This window comes from Bacillus sp. NPDC094077 (genome assembly GCF_050279465.1).
GTDB lineage: Bacteria > Bacillota > Bacilli > Bacillales > Bacillaceae_G > Bacillus_A.
In genome coordinates this window covers 165,689-182,092 of the sequence record NZ_JBNNUF010000008.1, presented here as the reverse complement: position 1 = coordinate 182,092, position 16,404 = coordinate 165,689, and the positions used below count along the sequence as shown (strand labels likewise).

Annotated in this window: 21 protein-coding genes; 6 read left to right on the top strand and 15 right to left on the bottom strand. The window is 33.9% G+C overall.

Annotation, left to right across the window (positions count from 1 at the left end):
* Positions 1-62: 62 nt before the first annotated feature.
* Positions 63-743: a class I SAM-dependent methyltransferase gene (locus ACQKNR_RS19685; protein ID WP_427319829.1), complete on the bottom strand. Its 681-nt coding sequence runs from the start codon at positions 741-743 to the stop codon at positions 63-65.
* Between the two features lie 204 nt (positions 744-947).
* Here ACQKNR_RS19685 and ACQKNR_RS19680 point away from each other — a divergent pair, with 204 nt between their 5' ends.
* Entirely contained in the window at positions 948-1,286 is a 339-nt protein-coding gene (locus ACQKNR_RS19680; protein WP_427319827.1) for a permease, read from the top strand.
* A 29-nt stretch (positions 1,287-1,315) separates the two neighbouring features.
* Here the strand turns inward: ACQKNR_RS19680 and ACQKNR_RS19675 are convergent, their stop codons facing one another.
* From ACQKNR_RS19675 to ytfJ, 4 genes are all read right to left on the bottom strand, one after another.
* Positions 1,316-1,528: a hypothetical protein gene (locus ACQKNR_RS19675; protein WP_000798747.1), complete on the bottom strand. Its 213-nt coding sequence runs from the start codon at positions 1,526-1,528 to the stop codon at positions 1,316-1,318.
* A gap of 69 nt (positions 1,529-1,597) precedes the next feature.
* Complete coding sequence (locus ACQKNR_RS19670) at positions 1,598-1,918, bottom strand: hypothetical protein (protein WP_427319825.1); 321 nt, start codon at positions 1,916-1,918, stop codon at positions 1,598-1,600.
* A gap of 51 nt (positions 1,919-1,969) precedes the next feature.
* Complete coding sequence (locus ACQKNR_RS19665) at positions 1,970-2,746, bottom strand: oxalate:formate antiporter (protein WP_427319824.1); 777 nt, start codon at positions 2,744-2,746, stop codon at positions 1,970-1,972.
* Positions 2,747-2,906: 160 nt separating this feature from the next.
* Positions 2,907-3,332, bottom strand: a complete 426-nt coding sequence (ytfJ, locus tag ACQKNR_RS19660; protein WP_000349987.1) for a GerW family sporulation protein — start codon at positions 3,330-3,332, stop codon at positions 2,907-2,909.
* A gap of 132 nt (positions 3,333-3,464) precedes the next feature.
* Here ytfJ and ACQKNR_RS19655 point away from each other — a divergent pair, with 132 nt between their 5' ends.
* Positions 3,465-4,250, top strand: a complete 786-nt coding sequence (locus tag ACQKNR_RS19655) for a GNAT family N-acetyltransferase (RefSeq protein ID WP_427319822.1) — start codon at positions 3,465-3,467, stop codon at positions 4,248-4,250.
* 62 nt (positions 4,251-4,312) lie between these two features.
* Here the strand turns inward: ACQKNR_RS19655 and ACQKNR_RS19650 are convergent, their stop codons facing one another.
* The 5 genes from ACQKNR_RS19650 to ACQKNR_RS19630 are packed head-to-tail and all read right to left on the bottom strand — an operon-like array spanning position 4,313 to position 6,737.
* Positions 4,313-4,741, bottom strand: coding sequence for an N-acetyltransferase family protein (locus ACQKNR_RS19650; protein ID WP_427319820.1), 429 nt, complete (start codon positions 4,739-4,741; stop codon positions 4,313-4,315).
* Positions 4,738-5,109 (bottom strand): cupin, encoded by a 372-nt coding sequence (locus ACQKNR_RS19645; RefSeq protein WP_427319818.1) that lies wholly within the window; start codon positions 5,107-5,109, stop codon positions 4,738-4,740. The genes ACQKNR_RS19650 and ACQKNR_RS19645 overlap by 4 nt, the downstream gene beginning before the upstream one ends.
* A gap of 12 nt (positions 5,110-5,121) precedes the next feature.
* Complete coding sequence (locus ACQKNR_RS19640; protein WP_427319816.1) at positions 5,122-5,607, bottom strand: N-acetyltransferase family protein; 486 nt, start codon at positions 5,605-5,607, stop codon at positions 5,122-5,124.
* A complete protein-coding gene (locus tag ACQKNR_RS19635; RefSeq protein WP_427319814.1) occupies positions 5,604-6,164 on the bottom strand; it encodes a 2'-5' RNA ligase family protein in 561 nt (186 codons plus the stop codon). Before ACQKNR_RS19635 ends, ACQKNR_RS19640 begins: the two co-directional genes overlap by 4 nt.
* 6 nt (positions 6,165-6,170) lie before the next feature.
* Positions 6,171-6,737 carry a GNAT family N-acetyltransferase gene (locus ACQKNR_RS19630; RefSeq protein WP_427319812.1) on the bottom strand — a complete coding sequence of 189 codons (567 nt, stop codon included), beginning with the start codon at positions 6,735-6,737 and terminating at the stop codon, positions 6,171-6,173.
* A 171-nt stretch (positions 6,738-6,908) separates the two neighbouring features.
* Here ACQKNR_RS19630 and ACQKNR_RS19625 point away from each other — a divergent pair, with 171 nt between their 5' ends.
* Positions 6,909-7,286 carry a MazG-like family protein gene (locus ACQKNR_RS19625; RefSeq protein ID WP_427319810.1) on the top strand — a complete coding sequence of 126 codons (378 nt, stop codon included), beginning with the start codon at positions 6,909-6,911 and terminating at the stop codon, positions 7,284-7,286.
* A gap of 20 nt (positions 7,287-7,306) precedes the next feature.
* Here the strand turns inward: ACQKNR_RS19625 and ACQKNR_RS19620 are convergent, their stop codons facing one another.
* The gene (locus ACQKNR_RS19620; RefSeq protein WP_427319808.1) at positions 7,307-8,434 is read right to left on the bottom strand and encodes a metallophosphoesterase; all 1,128 of its coding nucleotides are present in this window, start codon (positions 8,432-8,434) and stop codon (positions 7,307-7,309) included.
* 193 nt (positions 8,435-8,627) lie between these two features.
* Positions 8,628-9,050, bottom strand: coding sequence for a GNAT family N-acetyltransferase (locus ACQKNR_RS19615; protein ID WP_427319806.1), 423 nt, complete (start codon positions 9,048-9,050; stop codon positions 8,628-8,630).
* Positions 9,051-9,180: 130 nt separating this feature from the next.
* Between ACQKNR_RS19615 and ACQKNR_RS19610 the strand changes: the two genes are divergently transcribed.
* A complete protein-coding gene (locus ACQKNR_RS19610) occupies positions 9,181-10,581 on the top strand; it encodes a PLP-dependent aminotransferase family protein (protein ID WP_427319804.1) in 1,401 nt (466 codons plus the stop codon).
* Between the two features lie 103 nt (positions 10,582-10,684).
* Here ACQKNR_RS19610 and ACQKNR_RS19605 read toward each other — a convergent pair whose 3' ends face one another.
* The gene (locus ACQKNR_RS19605) at positions 10,685-11,530 is read right to left on the bottom strand and encodes a YitT family protein (RefSeq protein ID WP_427319802.1); all 846 of its coding nucleotides are present in this window, start codon (positions 11,528-11,530) and stop codon (positions 10,685-10,687) included.
* 179 nt (positions 11,531-11,709) lie between these two features.
* Positions 11,710-12,918, bottom strand: coding sequence for a macrolide family glycosyltransferase (locus ACQKNR_RS19600; RefSeq protein WP_427319800.1), 1,209 nt, complete (start codon positions 12,916-12,918; stop codon positions 11,710-11,712).
* A gap of 417 nt (positions 12,919-13,335) precedes the next feature.
* Between ACQKNR_RS19600 and ACQKNR_RS19595 the strand changes: the two genes are divergently transcribed.
* Positions 13,336-14,214, top strand: coding sequence for a phosphotransferase (locus tag ACQKNR_RS19595; protein WP_427319798.1), 879 nt, complete (start codon positions 13,336-13,338; stop codon positions 14,212-14,214).
* Positions 14,215-14,237: 23 nt separating this feature from the next.
* On the top strand, positions 14,238-15,113 hold the full coding sequence (locus ACQKNR_RS19590; protein WP_427319796.1) for a GNAT family N-acetyltransferase: 876 nt from the start codon (positions 14,238-14,240) through the stop codon (positions 15,111-15,113).
* A 49-nt stretch (positions 15,114-15,162) separates the two neighbouring features.
* Here ACQKNR_RS19590 and alr read toward each other — a convergent pair whose 3' ends face one another.
* Positions 15,163-16,338, bottom strand: a complete 1,176-nt coding sequence (gene alr, locus ACQKNR_RS19585; RefSeq protein WP_427319794.1) for an alanine racemase — start codon at positions 16,336-16,338, stop codon at positions 15,163-15,165.
* Positions 16,339-16,404 lie beyond the last annotated feature (66 nt).

Here is a 16,404-nt window from a genome sequence, read left to right as displayed (position 1 = left end):
ATATTGTATCAGTTTTTTGTATTTTCTGCACTTATTTCCCTCCTAAAAATTCTTCGGTTTCTTTATACACGCCTTAACATAAATACCCATAAAAATGTTAATGCTTGTTGTAACTCTGTCGGTAATTGACCAATCATCTTTTCATTTACTCCGCGCTTATATACTCCTATGCCATCTACAGCATCAAATCCTTGTTCTTTCGCTAACTGTTCAAATTCCCAAGGCATCATCGTATTGCATACAACGTTTTTTCCATATAAACGAGGATAACTGTTCTCTCGAGGCTTTGCTGTCGGTCCTAAAATGGCGATGCATGCATATCCATCTTTCTTTAAAACACGTTTCATTTCATTTAATGCTTGTAACGGGCTCTCAGTCCATTCTAAAGAGTTGATCGCCATAACCGCTTCAAATTGTTCATTTTCAAACGGTAATGAAGAAAGATCTCCTTTCACAAAAGATAAATTTGGACCTTCACCACGGTCCTTACCTTTTTGAATCATAACTTCTGATATATCTACTCCAACTGCTTTATAACCCGCGCGACTTAATTTATATGTACCGTATCCATCACCACAGCCAACATCGAGCACTTGAGCTTCTTTCTCCACGTACTGTTCAAAAAATGGAATAATTGTACTCCTACTTCCACTGTCCCACATTTCCTGACTATTTTGATTCCAAAACTCTGCACTACTATCCCACTTCTTCTCTGCTGATTCATGCCAATTAAATTCCGTCATACATTCCCCTACCTTCACGTATTATCATTCATTTCATTCTACATCATTTTCCAAAATTCCTGTTTGTCTTCATAAGGAGATGAACAGGATAACAACGGGATATATTTTCTCCAATTTTTGCTTTACTTGGGTTTAACTCATACTCATGTTCTTTTCTTTATGAAAGATACTATAGATACACCCAATTGAAAGAGAGGGATGTACATGCGAAGAAAGAGAAATCATCATTTTAAAAGTGGTGAAAAAAACGAAGAGTATGCGGCTGAAATATCTCCAGCTGGCATTCCAATAATACATGAGCGTAAAGAAATTGCAAATGAAATAGAAGGTACAAATACCGGTGCAATGATCGGCTATGCCGCATTATTTCTTTCGTTATTCTCAATTGCTTTTTATCCAGTTACACTCGGCTCTCTTGCGATTTTAGTTGGCTTATTAGCTGTTAATTTCGGATCGAGAACCCTTGGATATACAGCAATTGGTTTTGGTAGTTTTTCTGTGTTATTTACTTTACTTTATCCGCTTGCTTTGTCAGCATTTTAAAAAAACACACCAAGTTATACTTGGTGTGTTCATTCATGATACAACATAATATGACCGCATCCACAACAATGTTTCGCTGTAATTTCTTGAAAAACTGGATAATTCTCTTCATCCCGATGCTCAATAAACACTTTTTCAAATCGATACATGTTTGGTGCATATGCCCAATCTTGTTTCGTACGTGCATATAACGTCGAGGAAAAAAACTCCTCACCGCCACAAACAATACATGTATTCTTCATCACTATCCCTCCTATGCTTGTCTTACTTCATCTATATGAACGTAAGCATAAAAAAAAGACCTTCTATTACTAGAAAGTCTTCTCTGAAACAAAAAGAAATGTACCAAACATTCCTACTCCGCTATATTCTTTCGTAATACCAGCTTCTGTTTTAAATGTTTGCTTTACAGTCATAAAGAATACACCATCTCGTGCATTTGTACTTTCAAATTGTAGCTTTTCTTTTTTACCATCTACATTTTGCGTGCATTCAAAACTACTCTCATCGCATTTCAACGCATACTTATCCTCTACATACAAATTAAAATCTGATTCTTTCGGACAAGTAATAAGTAATATTGCCACGAGAATAATACTTACAATACCCACAATTGTATAATATTTCTTCATTTGTTCTCCTTTCAAATGACAAGAAAACTTGACTTCATGCGCCAAGTTTTCTTAGTCAACAACCCATTGCCACTCTTGTTCTTTCTTATCAAAAATGAGCCAACCAGTTTCTGTTGCTTCTTCCTTCAATTCATCAATATTATCTAGTACCTCATCCGTACTTTCATACGAACCCACTACATATACCGGAATTTCAAGACCTCTTCTTGACTCAATTTTCCCTGCTAAATCGATATAAAGACCATCTTCCATTAATGGAACAAGTCCCATAACCACTTCTTTTGAAATTGCTGGGAAAATTTTTGATTTTTGGAAGAAAGAAAAACGTTTCTTACCGAAAGCACCGAGTTTATAAGGAATGACTTTACTTAACATTCCTACAAAGTCAGCAATTCTACGGTAATACACTTTGTTGTACCACCCGTCATCATGTGAAAAATAAACAAATCTATTTTTCAATAACGGAAAGAATGTTCTTGCAAGTGGTTCTTTTTTGTGAGCCAAATATAAAAGTTCTGCAATTTCTTTTGACTCTAATTCATCTAAATCGCTTGCATCATCAAAATCTACCCAACAAAATTCATCAAATTCATCAATCTCTGCTTGAATTAACTTATGTATATTTTCTTCCTCAACATATTCAAATAAAGTATGATAGTGAAAATCCGTCCATTCAAAGTTATGCTTCAAAAGCAACACTTGATGAAGCGGTGAAGGGATGTTACTTGCAAACTCTTTAAACGTAATTCCTGATGTAATAAAACAATGACCCCGACGATTACCATTAATATATATCATATTCTTTACTTGGTCAGATCCTCCAGACAAAGCACCTAGCCACCTTCGTTTTGTATGTTTCAATTCTATAGCATATTTTAACATGAAAAATTTTAGAAACATAGAAAAAACTTCAAAAACTATTTACAATTTCATGTGTTTTATTACATACTGATTACAAGAAAAAACACCTGCTCATAAGCAGGTGTTTTTAAAGGATTTCATCTGGGTTTTGAGGGTGATGATTTCCCTCTTTCTTTTCATCTTTTTGGAACATCGATTGAATTTTATCAATTGTTTGTGGAGCTAATTCAATCATTTTTTCTGCTAAATGTGTCGCATTTTGTAAATGAAGAATATTTACCCCATCTTTATTCACCACAAGAAATGCTACTGGTGTAATGGAAACACCACCCGCGCTACCGCCACCAAATGCAGGGTTACCGTTCGCTCTTTGACCATCATTCGTCTGGAAATCAGAACCTCCTGCTCCAAAACCGAATGCTACTTTAGAAACCGTTAACACTACACCACCGTCAGCCGTTTGAACAGGCTCTCCAACAATCGTATTTACATCAACCATTTCTTTTAAATTTTCCATTGCTGCCTTCATTAACCCTTGAATTGGATGATCCACCGTTCATAACCTCCTTTGTCATATCTTTCCTAGTTTTTCCGAAAGTTTGTGAACTAAACATAAAATTTTATATTGATTTCAAAAAATATAAGTTGTAATATTTAGAAAAATAAAAAAAGAGGTCGATTCGTTATGATACGAAAATTAACAAAGAAAGATCATGAGCAAGTATTCTCTTTTCTAAAAGAAGAAGCAGCCCTTAACTTGTTTATTATTGGAGATATAGAATCTTTCGGTTACGAAACGGACTTTCAAGAATTATGGGGAGCATTCAAAGAGAACGGAACGTTAAAATCGATTTTACTCCGCTTCCACGATACATTTATACCGTATAGTAAAGAAGAGTTTGCAGCCTCTGACTATGAGGCACTTCTTTCAGCATATAAGCCGCTTAAACTCTCTGGTAAGTCAACTATTGTAGAAAGGTTTGAAACTGCTCCACGTATACAACTAGGTGCCAAAAATGAAATGTATTTTTGTGAATGTCTCGATGACAATAACTTACCTAACACACCTATTCTTGAAACAATTAAACTTGCCTCGCTAGATGATATAGGGCGAGTTATGCAATTACGAAGTAACATCGCTGAATTTCCGTCTGCTAATGAATCAGAAAAAATGTTAAGGCAAGCTATCGAAACAAATACAGGACGTACATATTATATTGAAAAAGATGATGCAATCATCGCATCCGCCTCTACTTCTGCTGAAAACTCATTATCCGCTATGGTCGTTGGCGTTTGTACACACCCAAATTATCGCGGGAGCGGATACGCTTCGCTCATATTACAAAAAATGATTCAAGACTTTACGAAAGAAGGCCGAACGCTTTGCTTATTTTATAACAACCCAGCTGCTGGACGAATTTATAAACGATTAGGGTTTAAAGATATTGGGATGTGGACGATGTATCGATAATTAAAAGCCGATTTAAAATCGGCTTTTTAACATATTGTGCTATTCCAGCTTGAAATATTTTCTCACTTCAAAGTCATAATTACCTGTCTTTCAACAAACCCAAAATCTTCGTACATCTCTTTTGCAAAATTCCCAGCAAATACGTTCAAACGAATCTCCGAATATTTCTCCTTCAATTTCTTAATACCAGCTTCCATAAGTTCTCGCGATAATCCTCTCCCGCGATATTCCGGGAAAACGTACAGCTCATATATAAATCCAAGTTTTTCACGAGAAAAATAGTCTACATTTTCCCCTATTAATATCCATCCCATTACTTTATTTTCTTCTTTAATGACTAAATAGTATGCTCCCTTTTCTACTAATGGCTTTGTAATTTCAATTGCTTTTTCCGTACTTAACTGACAACTCCCCTTCGTCCCTTCCAAAAGCGATTGAGCTGCATATTTTAATATTTCATTTGTATCTTCTTGATTCGCCTTTTCTATCATTTTTCACAACCCCCATCATGCATAGGCATCAATATCGCTTGTTCAAAATTCTCTGCTTCCATAACAATTGCCATTAACCCATTCTCCGTACTCGTTTCATGAAACTCCCCCTTTTCCCAAAATACCGCTTGTCCAGCTTCTACTTTCACTTTTTCTTTATCTGCCCCGCATACATATCCTTCGCCATCCACAATAAGAAGCAGTTGCGATATAACTGCTTCATGATATCCAATAATTCCATTCGCTTGTAAATGCATAGCACCTATATGTATATTCTCTTGAAACTTTAATATTTTCGACATAATGAAATTTGATTGAAATACTGATATGTGCTTTCCCACTTTTTCACTAAAATCAAATATTTGCATTTCAAGTCCTCCTTATATGTATAAAACCATCCTTACTGTCTGCATCATATGTCCTTCAAAATCTTCTTCAAATTGCTCTAGGGTCGCAAAACCTTTCGCTTCATAAAAGCGTTTTCCTTTTTCATTTGCTGCTTCTACATGTATGTACAGTTTCCGGATCCCTTTTAATGCCTTAATCCCTCTTTGTAATAAAGCACTTCCTATTCCTTTCCCTTGCTGATCGGGTAACAAATAAATCGCACCTAATTCTGCTTCGTTTTGCAGTCTAACAGGTGAAAAATTCGCAAATCCTATTACTTCTCCCTCTTCTTCCGCAACGAATAAATGTGTATTTTTAAGACGATATTTCATTTTCTCATCAGAATATGCTTCATCTAAAAAGCTATCTTGAATCTCTCTCGGAATAATTCCTTCGTATGTATCATGCCAAGCTATTTTCGCTACTGATTGTACAGCATGTATATCTTCTTGCTTCATTTCTCTAATTACATATGTCATCTCGTTGTCTCCATTCTCTTTAAATTATATTCTGCTAATATACTAGAAGAAACCGCAGAAGCATTCCCACAATTCACCTTAATTAATTTTAACTTCTCAATCGAAGCTGTTGTAACATCAAACTTTTCATATATATACTCCATTACACTTAAAAACTGATTTGCATTTAACCCTTTAGCAATCGTGCAATGTGGAACCCATTTTCCCGGTACATAATATGACATTGGATGATCATGAAAGGTTTTAAAATAATCATGATAGGAGTGATGAAATCTTAATAATCCATAGGTAATGGTCGGTGCTAGAAAGATCGTTCCGTTAGTTGGAAAAGTTCCAACTAACGGAAAATTTACAGCAGTAAAATTCTCTTGAGTAACTACAAAATCCTTTAATTTTTCAGTATATAAATTAACATCTAACTCATTATAATCAGCAATTGTAATATGGGGTTCTATTCCAGCTAATTGATTTGATCCTATTATATCTGTTAGTTCATTTTGCAATTCTCTAATTTTATTAGTAAACACACTATCAAATGTAGCAATAATAGCGTACACGCTTCCTCACCCCTTCGTTACATATAGCGCTTCCCATTCTTCACGAATCATTCCCATTCGAATAGAATCGTAGTATGTTCCGTTATAATATCGGCATTTTCGCATTCTACCTTCTAAGCTCATTCCTATTTTCTCCGCTACTTTCATCATTCGTTCATTACCAGACCAAGTTGTGAGCCCTACTCTACCAATCTCCATATTTTCAAATAGTAAGTCCCTATATAATGTTAATGCTTCTGTACCGTAGCCACCATTCCAGTATGTTGGATTATAAATAACAATTCCCATCTCCAACCAACGCGTCAGTTTATGCTCCCAATAAAATCCGACTGTCCCTATAATCTGACCGTTATTTTCTATAATTAAATTTGATAGCGGTTCTTCTTTTAAACGAGTTTGCATCATCTCTTTATAGGACGAGTATTCTTGCATTGTAAACGGAAAATACGGTGCGTCCCATTTCTTCCATTCTGGATTTTCTTCTTTAAATACGAGGCTCCATAATGTTTTTATATCCGATTCTTCAATTGTACGAATTGTAACTTTTTTCCCCTTTAATATAACGTTTTGCATAATTCCCTCCTACATCCCTCTTTATTTCATATATAATTATAATATTTTTTCTGAAAAATCAAAACAAATATCATTTATTATATTGTATAATTTTGTTATTTGGCACCCAATATTTATGAAAAGAAAAGCTTCTAATCTTTAATTTCAGCATATTTGAGGAGGCAATCTATTATGGAACAAGTTCAAAAAATGTATCAACGTTTTCAAGAGGACATGAACTGGAATCATAACAATAAAAGGAATAACTATCAGGATAGTAAGGATTTTCTTCTATTTACCCATATGTTATTAACAACGGAAGTAGCGGAAATAGCGGAAGAATTTCGTGCACTCATTTACAAAACTGAACAACTAAAACAAAACGGAGTGTCAGAAGATGAATCCTACATAATAGCAAAAGCTGAAATACGCGAAAATCTAGGAAAAGAACTTGCAGATTGTTTAGCTTATTTATGTAAGTTAGCCAATTTTTTTGAATTTAATTTAGAAACAGAACTTCGGAAAAAACTAGATGAGGTACGTGATCGTAATACAGTTAATAAAAAATAGGAGGTTACATCCCTCCTATTTCAGTTAAATATTTTACTTTCATTCTTATTCATTTCTAGTATTATTCCTTTCTCTATCCAACCTTCTACCCCATCTTTCTTGATTAAGTCATAGCCCGCACAGCTACCATCAATAAGTGAAACAATATCCCCTTTTCTAACGCTTACTTGCGCACAAGAAATATCGGTTTTCACCGTGTATTCACCTGACTCAAGTTGCTTAATGTATTCGTTTTTCACAGAGAGTACCTTATTCGTTTCCTTTTGCCTGCATATTGTATAATCTCGCATCATCTCCACAGGCTCAATGTAATAATACGGATAAGTAACCCCACCCAGCATTTCTATATCCGCATTAAAATCTGCTATTACTTCATACTCTGAAAAATTGTCTACATATGTATAAAAAAACGTATCACCTGTAGTTGCCCTCTGAATAATAAATGCATTTAATTGCCCTGCCTCTTTAATTGCATTTCCGCCGTCAATTGCAATAATTTTTTTCTTCTTATCAATAACTGGATTGTTAGAAGGCGCTTCTTCAGAATAGTTCACAACAGGCCAATGACCAACTACTACATACTTATTTGCTCTATGTGATTTATTATAAAACTCTGGCATTGCTATCGCATTTTTGCGCTCGGTTTCTTTCCAATCTACTCTATCTTCAAGTCCAGCATGTACAAAAATATAATCTTCTGTTTCAATCGCTGTTGGCAGCTCTGTTAGCCACTTTATTTCTTTTGAAAATTGACTCATTAACACTTCCTTCACTTCTCCAATGGAAGTATCTTCATGAATAGAAAAATGCAATTTCTCTAACCACTCATTAAAAATCGAACGCTTTCTCGTACATAAATAATGAATGAGACGAGAATTTTCATTAATAAGAGCATCAACTAAAACTTCACAATTCCCTTCAACAACGTGAACATTTAAATTATTCTCCACAAGATCCATTACATAGTTTACTACGCCGATGCTATCGCTTCCTTTCTCACAAAGGTCTCCGTTAATAATTAAATAATCTTCATCATTAAAGTTAACTTTATGTAGTAATTCTTTTAAAAGATTTAATTCTCCATGAATATCAGATATCACGATAACTCTAGCATCATTAGGGATTGATAGTTTCTTTATTTTCTCCAAGTATAAGCGCTCCAATCATTCTCTTTATTATTTATAAAAAAAATTCGACAAAATACACTATATAACCTTTTCAAATACATATATCGTAACTCACATCCTATTAACAGTTCAATAAAATCTACCCGGTTATCTATAATAACTTTTCAAATAAAAAGAAGCTGTTCCCAACTCTTTTGGGACAGCTTCTTTTTATTTATAATTCTTTATGAAAAGAAAAACTCACCTTATCATACCCTTCTCTTTCATAAAAACGGTGGGCATCCAATCTAGGAAACGCTGATGTAAGAGCGATAGACTCACACCCATTTTCCGTTCCCCAGTTCTCTATATATGAAAGTAATACATTCCCATATCCTTTTGAACGATGCGCTTCTGCTGTTACAAGGTCATATACGAAAACGTGCTTCTTATTATAAAAGTTTGTACAAATTGCTACACCGGCAAGGCTAACAACTTCATCATCTTCATTACGTAACGAAAATAGTTTATAATTATCTTCTTTCATTTTTCGAAATAAAGAGCTCGCTTCCTCTTTTGAAAGCTTCGTTCGTAATTGCTGTAAAACAGGTAATACTTCATGTAATTGTTCTTCTGCTACTACTTCTTTCACATTCATTTGAACTCTCCCCTAACTATTTGTATAATTTTCTAAATGTTATATCATTATTATAGAGAGCATCTGCCCTTCACTTAAGTGACAGTTTAATTATTTTTTATAAGGCCAGTTTTAAAGGAGAGTTCATAACATGGATTTTACTATCCCATTGCAAATAGAAAGTAACACACCTATTTACTTACAAATTTACGAATATATAAAACATGAAATTATACAAGGGACTATTTCTGTTGGCACGCGTCTCCCCTCACACAGAAATTTAGCATCACACCTTAATATTAGTCGTATTACAGTCGAATCAGCTTATCAACAATTATTAGCTGAAGGTTATGTAGAAAGCAAACCGAAACGTGGTATTTTTGTTGCAGATGTTGATATTGACGTTATTCCAAATAAAAAATTAATTGTAGCAAGGGAAGCTAACAATTTATTAAATGAACAATATGAATATGATTGTAGCCAAGGTCTTATTGATCAAACTGCCTTTCCAATTACAAACTGGAAAAGAGCATTACAAGAAGCACTACTAAAATACGAAAATGCTTTATTTACCAAAGAAGACCCACAAGGCGAATTTATTCTTCGAGAGCATATTTCAAATTATTTATATCATGCGCGCGGAGTACATTCTTCACCTGATCAAATTGTAATCGGAGCTGGTACTCAGCCCCTTCTTTGGCTACTACTTCAACTACTTGGTCCTACAAAAGAGTACGGGATTGAAAACCCCGGCTTTCACCGTATACATGCAATTGTTAAAAGCTGCAATCAACAAATTCATCTCATTCCATTAGACGAAAAAGGGATTCATATTTCTAGCTTATACAATACAAATTCCAATGTCGCATACGTTACACCATCACACCAATTTCCACTTGGAATGATTATGCCTTTATCTAGAAGATTGGAATTGTTAAAATGGGCCAATGATCGCGATGGATACATTATTGAAGATGACTATGATGGGGAGTTTCGCTACGCTGGTAAACCAATTCCTTCTTTACAAAGCCTTGACTCAAATGAACGTGTTATTTATATGGGGACCTTCTCAAAATCCTTTTTACCTTCTTTACGAATGGGATATATTGTTTTGCCACCACATCTTTTAAAAACCTATCAAGAGTTGCAAGGTATTTTTAAACAAACAGTATCTACTATACAACAACTTGCTTTTGCTAACTTTATACAAAGTGGAAATTGGGAGCGTCATATTAACCGGAGTCGTACATTATATAAAAGAAAACATCATACATTAGTAAAATCCATTATGAAAGAAATGGGTACGAATGTTCAAATTCTTGGCGAACAATCAGGTCTTCATATTGTTCTACGTATCCATAACAATATGAATGAACAAGAACTTATTGAATCAGCTAAGAAACAAAGTATTAAGTTATATCCACTTTCTCCATATGATTTTGTAAATGATTTACGCAAAGAATCTCACGTATTACTCGGTTTCGGTAGTATTCCGGAAAATAAAATTGAAACGTTGGTTAAATTATTAAACGAAGTTTGGTTTAATAATTAAAAGAAAATTGCTAACAGTGAGTTTAACTTGTAATACACTAACAATTCAACAGAACAAAAAAGAAGGCTGTTCCAAAATATCTTTTGGGACAACCTTCTTCTAGTTATTCACCTGATCGAGCTGCCCTTCCCGGACGCTTGACACCAGTTGTTTCTGTTGAATAGGATGCTTCAATTATAGCAGTTGGATCTACAGAGAGAACGAGATCTTTCATTTTTGGATAAATGAAACGATTTGTAATACAATAAATGATTTTCTTATGCTCTCCTAAAAAACCACCTTCTCCATGTAGATACGTAACGGATAATTGCAATTCTTTCATAAGCAGATCGCCTATTTCTTTATTTTTCCCAGAAATAATCATGACGCTCTTTCCTTGATTAATACCGTCTAATATGAAATCAATCATCTTCGTAACAATATAGAAAATTGCTAATGAGAACATCGCTTGTTCGATTGAAAATAAAATGGCAACAAAAATGAAAATAACTGCATTTACAGCAAGTAAAAATGTACTAATTGGTACTTTAAAGTGTTTGTTCATCCAAACAGCTAACATTTCTGATCCATCAATTGCTCCGCCCATTTTTACAACGATTCCAACACCAACTCCAAATAGAACTCCTCCGTAAAGTACAATTAATAATTCCGAAGTCGTAATTGCTGGAAATGGTTTTAAATAAATCAATCCGAGTGTTGTAACAACATTTGCATAGGAAGTACGGATAAAGAACTTCTTCCCCATTACTTTTGCTGTAAATAATAAAATAGGAATATTAAGTCCTAAAAATACTCCGTAAAGCGGCAACCCTGCAACTTTATTTGCCATAATAGCAATGGCCGTTACCCCGCCATCTACTAATCCATTAGGTGCTAAAATAAGCTCTAATGAACCTGCTACAATAATTGAGCCAATTGTTAATAATACGTATTCAAATACTTTCTTCATTCATTACCCCCAAAACTTATATATTTTCTTAGTATTATTTTACCGTAATTTTACAACTAATACAAAGATATCAGCTTATATACACAAAAGTTTCACCTTTACGGTGATTTTTATGTAATTTATTTAAAGCCTAATAGCAGAAACACACTTACATATTACAGTAAGTGTGTTTCAAACGTTTATTTAAGTTTTAAGTACGAATTCATTTTCATTTTAAATATTTCATCAACTGCTCGATTATACCCACCAGCATTTCGAAGCGACTCTCCAACCTTACGACTATTTTCCTTAAACGTCACATCATCCATTACTTTCTGTACAGCTTCACGTAACAATTCAGAAGTTAATTCTTTACGATTAAGCCTTATCCCAGCCCCTACTTCAGTCACTCTTTTCGCAACTAAAGGCTGATCTCCTGTTACCGGAATTACAACTAACGGGACACCGTAATATAACGCTTCACTAGAACTATTCATACCACCATGTGTCACGAATACATCGGTATGCTGTAATACTTCTAATTGCGGCACATAATTATACAACTTAAAATTATCCGGAATGTTTTCAAATTGACTTATATTTACCTTCTTACCAACAACTAATACGACTGTCGCTTCTACATCTTTAAACGCTTCAAAACACTTTTCATACAGGGCAGGTTGTTCATTAAAAACTGTTCCCATAGAAATGAAAATCACTTTTTCATCTTTTAAATCTTCAATAGGAAAACTGCCTACTTCTTTTCGAGTAGCAATTGATGGACCGACAAATTTATAAGATTCATCAAATACATCCGAATGCGGCTGATATTCTTTGGAAGTATATACAATAGTAATATCACCAGGATGATTCATAATATCATACAGACTATTGCATTTCATTCCATATTGCTTTTTCCATCTTTCCATACCAGCTAAACAAGATTGGTATAGTGGATTAGTTTCATCTATTTGTTTCGATTCTTGCTCATCATTAAAAGTAATGTACTGATTAAAAGCAAAAGTTGTACAAGAAGAAACGCTAGGTAATTGTAAAATATTCGCTATAATACGTCCTACCGGAAAATGATTATCGTATATCAAGTAATCGTACTTTTCTCCTTTTGTTTCTTCTACAATTTGAGTAACAATACGTTCTGATGCTTCAATCATATGAGATAGCATCGTCAAAGGACTACCACCCTCATTTACTCGTTCCATAATATTAATTTGCGAAAGAAAATTCTCAAATGATCGAAATTCAGCACCTGTTGCTTCAACCTTTTTTCTGTAATCTTCAATACAATATGACACGACTGTTTCCCCGCGCCGAATTAGCTCACTAACAACTGCTAAAGTCGGATTAATATGACCTTCTCCAGGGAAATTTATTACGAGTACATTTGCCATAATATTCTCTCCTATCCAGTTAATATAACAAAATTAATAATTAATTATATTAATTAATTTAAATCTATTATAAAGGAATCTATTCTACTACTTCATATTTTTCTCTTCATTTTATTATTGAGAAATATTTTCTATAGCCTACACTATTATAATTAACAATCTTATAAAAGAATGCTTAATTCCCCTTCTATCCCTCATTTTCTGTAAAATACGATCTTTATATAGGAGCATTTTTACACGTTTATCATTCATACATAGTATTTTGATAATTCTTATAAAACTAGAAAAATATAATTTTCACTTCGATTTCTCCCTATACATTTATTTATGTTCCATATTGTTCCCTATCATAATCACGTCGTATATAATCTGTTATATAATGAATTTATCGAATTCGCAGAAAAAAGAGGTTCTCTTATGTTACAACAATTATTCACTTCACCTATTCTATCGGTTCAACCCTTACATCCAGGCTATGAAGATCATGCAAGCGACGTTTTTCTCGTTCAAACAGAAGAAAAAGAAGTTATTGTTCGTTCTTCTAAAATGAATGAAGAGCCAAATAATGATTTTTGGTGGGGATGCAAAAATCTTTTTGGAGTTGATCCAAGGAACGTACATCATTTGGAAGCAATACATAAATTGCTGCAAAAGCATACACATCTTCCTATTCCAACTATTTTACAGAAACATATTTTAAATGGACGAGAATACGTCGTTGCCGAAAAATTAAAAGGGAAAACACTTCAATCATTTCTCGAACAACCTGATTCAATTTTATTCAGCCTAGGAAAAGGACTAGCAGAAATTCATTCGTTTCAAGCAGATTTTATAGGAAACCCAGCAAGAACTTTCCAAGTTCCACTAGAAGAATTTAAGTCTCACATTTTAAAAGTAAGTAAAAATCTTGTAAATATGTTTTATTCCGATAATGCAAGCATACATAACGCATTTCATACTTTTGAGTTACAGCTTTCTACCTTGCCAGGACCCGAGGAATCTACACTCGTCTTAATTGATATGGACCCTACTCAGTTTTTATCAGATGGGACAACTATTACAGGTTTAGTAGATACAGAAGCTTATGCAGTTGCTCCACGAGAATTTGATTTTATCGGACTAGAATATGTACTTACAGAAAAAGAGGCTCGCGCTTTTAAACAAGGTTATGAGACCATTATGCCCATTCCTCGTCTTGAAAAATGTAGACAGCCTTATCGATATTTGTATCGGTTATTATCTGTTCAAGGTAGTGTGGAATTAGAAAAGTGGTTACGTCACCCATCCTATTTTTAAAAACGATTGCGAGGGATTATGAAATGAATATTGAAAAAAAGAAATCTTTAACAGCAAACGAAATTCAGCAAATGAAAGATTTAGCTCATATTTGCGGACAATACGATCAAATTGATTACTCATCAGATTTACATGTTAACTTTTTAACTGCTCGTAATAAAAAAGAGATAAATGATTTTCTATTTTATGATGATACCCAATTAATCGGTGCATTAAGTATGTATGACTTTGAAAGGCCGACTAAACTGGAGTTAATAGGATTTGTGCATCCAAACTATAGAAAACAACATATAGGCACTACCCTTTTACAAACTGCAATGAACGAAATACAAAAAAGAGAAACAGACGAAGCTCTTCTCATCATTAACGGTGATTCCTCATCTGGGAAAGCATTTGCAAATCAAATGAAATTATCTTATCTATACAGCGAATACAATATGACGTGCAAATCAAATGAAACACAAAAAACAATGGAGAATAATATTAAACTTTCCATCGCATCTTCAGAATTACTTCCTGACCTTATAGAAATCTCTAGTAAAGCTTTCGGAGATTCTGTAGCAAATACATCCGCATGGTTACAAAAAATGATGAAGTCACCTTCTCATCAAGTTTACATTGCTCTCATTAATGAAAAATCAGTTGGAACGATTACAGTTACTCACCAAGAGCGATCTACTACACTTTCAGGCTTCGCAGTTCATCCTTCTTATCAAGGTAAAGGATATGGTAAAGATATTCTAAGTTATATGGTATATACACTTATTACAGAAGGAGTTTCAACAATTGAATTAGACGTCGAAACGAAAAATAACAATGCTTTAAAGTTATATACACATTGTGGCTTTGAAATTATAATGAAGCATAATTATTATGACTTGTTAAAGAAGCACCAATAGCCCACTTTTCATTTATGAAAAGTAAAGAAAAAAACTGAATCATATCGATTCAGTTTTTTCTTAATATATTTACAACCGCAGTCGTTTCATTATTTTCTTTATACACACGAGGAATTCTTCTGTCTAACATACATGTAACTTCATAATTAATTGTACCTAATGTATCAGCTATTTCTTCTACTGCAATTTCTTCTTCACCTTGTTTACCGTAGAATACAACTTCGTCTCCTACTTGTACTGGCATCGCTTTTGTAACATCTAGCATAAGCTGATCCATACAAACACGGCCAACAACAGGTACTCGAACTCCGTTTATTAATGCATGCCCTTTATTAGACAACTGACGATTATAACCATCAGCATAACCAATCGGTACAGTTGCAATCCATTCTTCACCCGTTGTTACATACGTATTTCCATAACTAACACCACGATTTTTCTTCGCATGTTTAACATGAGCTACTTTTGATTTTAATGACAACGCTGGTTTTAAAGCTACAACAGTATGATCAACTTCTTTTGATGGATACATTCCATAAATTCCAATACCGACACGAACCATATTTTGAAATGTGTTGCTAAGTTCCATTGATCCTGCACTATTTGAACTATGAATATATGGTATTTGAATTCCTAATTCATTTGCTGTATTTACAGCTTTCTCAAATAAACTTGTTTGCATATTCGTATATGATTTATCAATTTCATCTGCCGTAGAGTAATGTGTAAACATCCCTACTACCTCTACATACTCCACACGGTTTAATTCTTCTAGAAATGGTTTAACTTCTTCTTCTTGTAAACCGATACGACTCATTCCTGTATCAATTTTCACTTGAATTCGCGCTTTCTTTTGAAGGCGTTTTGCAATTTCATTTATACTTTGTAAATCTTCAATTCTATAAACAGTCATCATCACGTCATATTGAATTGCATCTTCCGCAACTGCTACTGATGTATAGCCTAAAATTAAAATTGGAACGGTAATTCCAGCTTCTCTTAATTCTATTGCTTCATCTACAAATGCTACTGCAAGCTGGTTTATTCCTGCTTCGATAGCAGATTTCGCAACTTCAACCGCCCCGTGTCCATACCCATTTGCTTTTACAGCAGCCATCATCGCGATATTTTCATCGTTCACACGTTTTTTAAATTCTTTTACATTATGTTTTACAGCATTTAAGTCAACTTCAACAATTGTATCTCTTCCATATTTCAAGCTCATTGGTCTAACTCCTAACTCAATAATTACATTCCATTCTATTTCACGTTTCATATGACCTTTTACAAT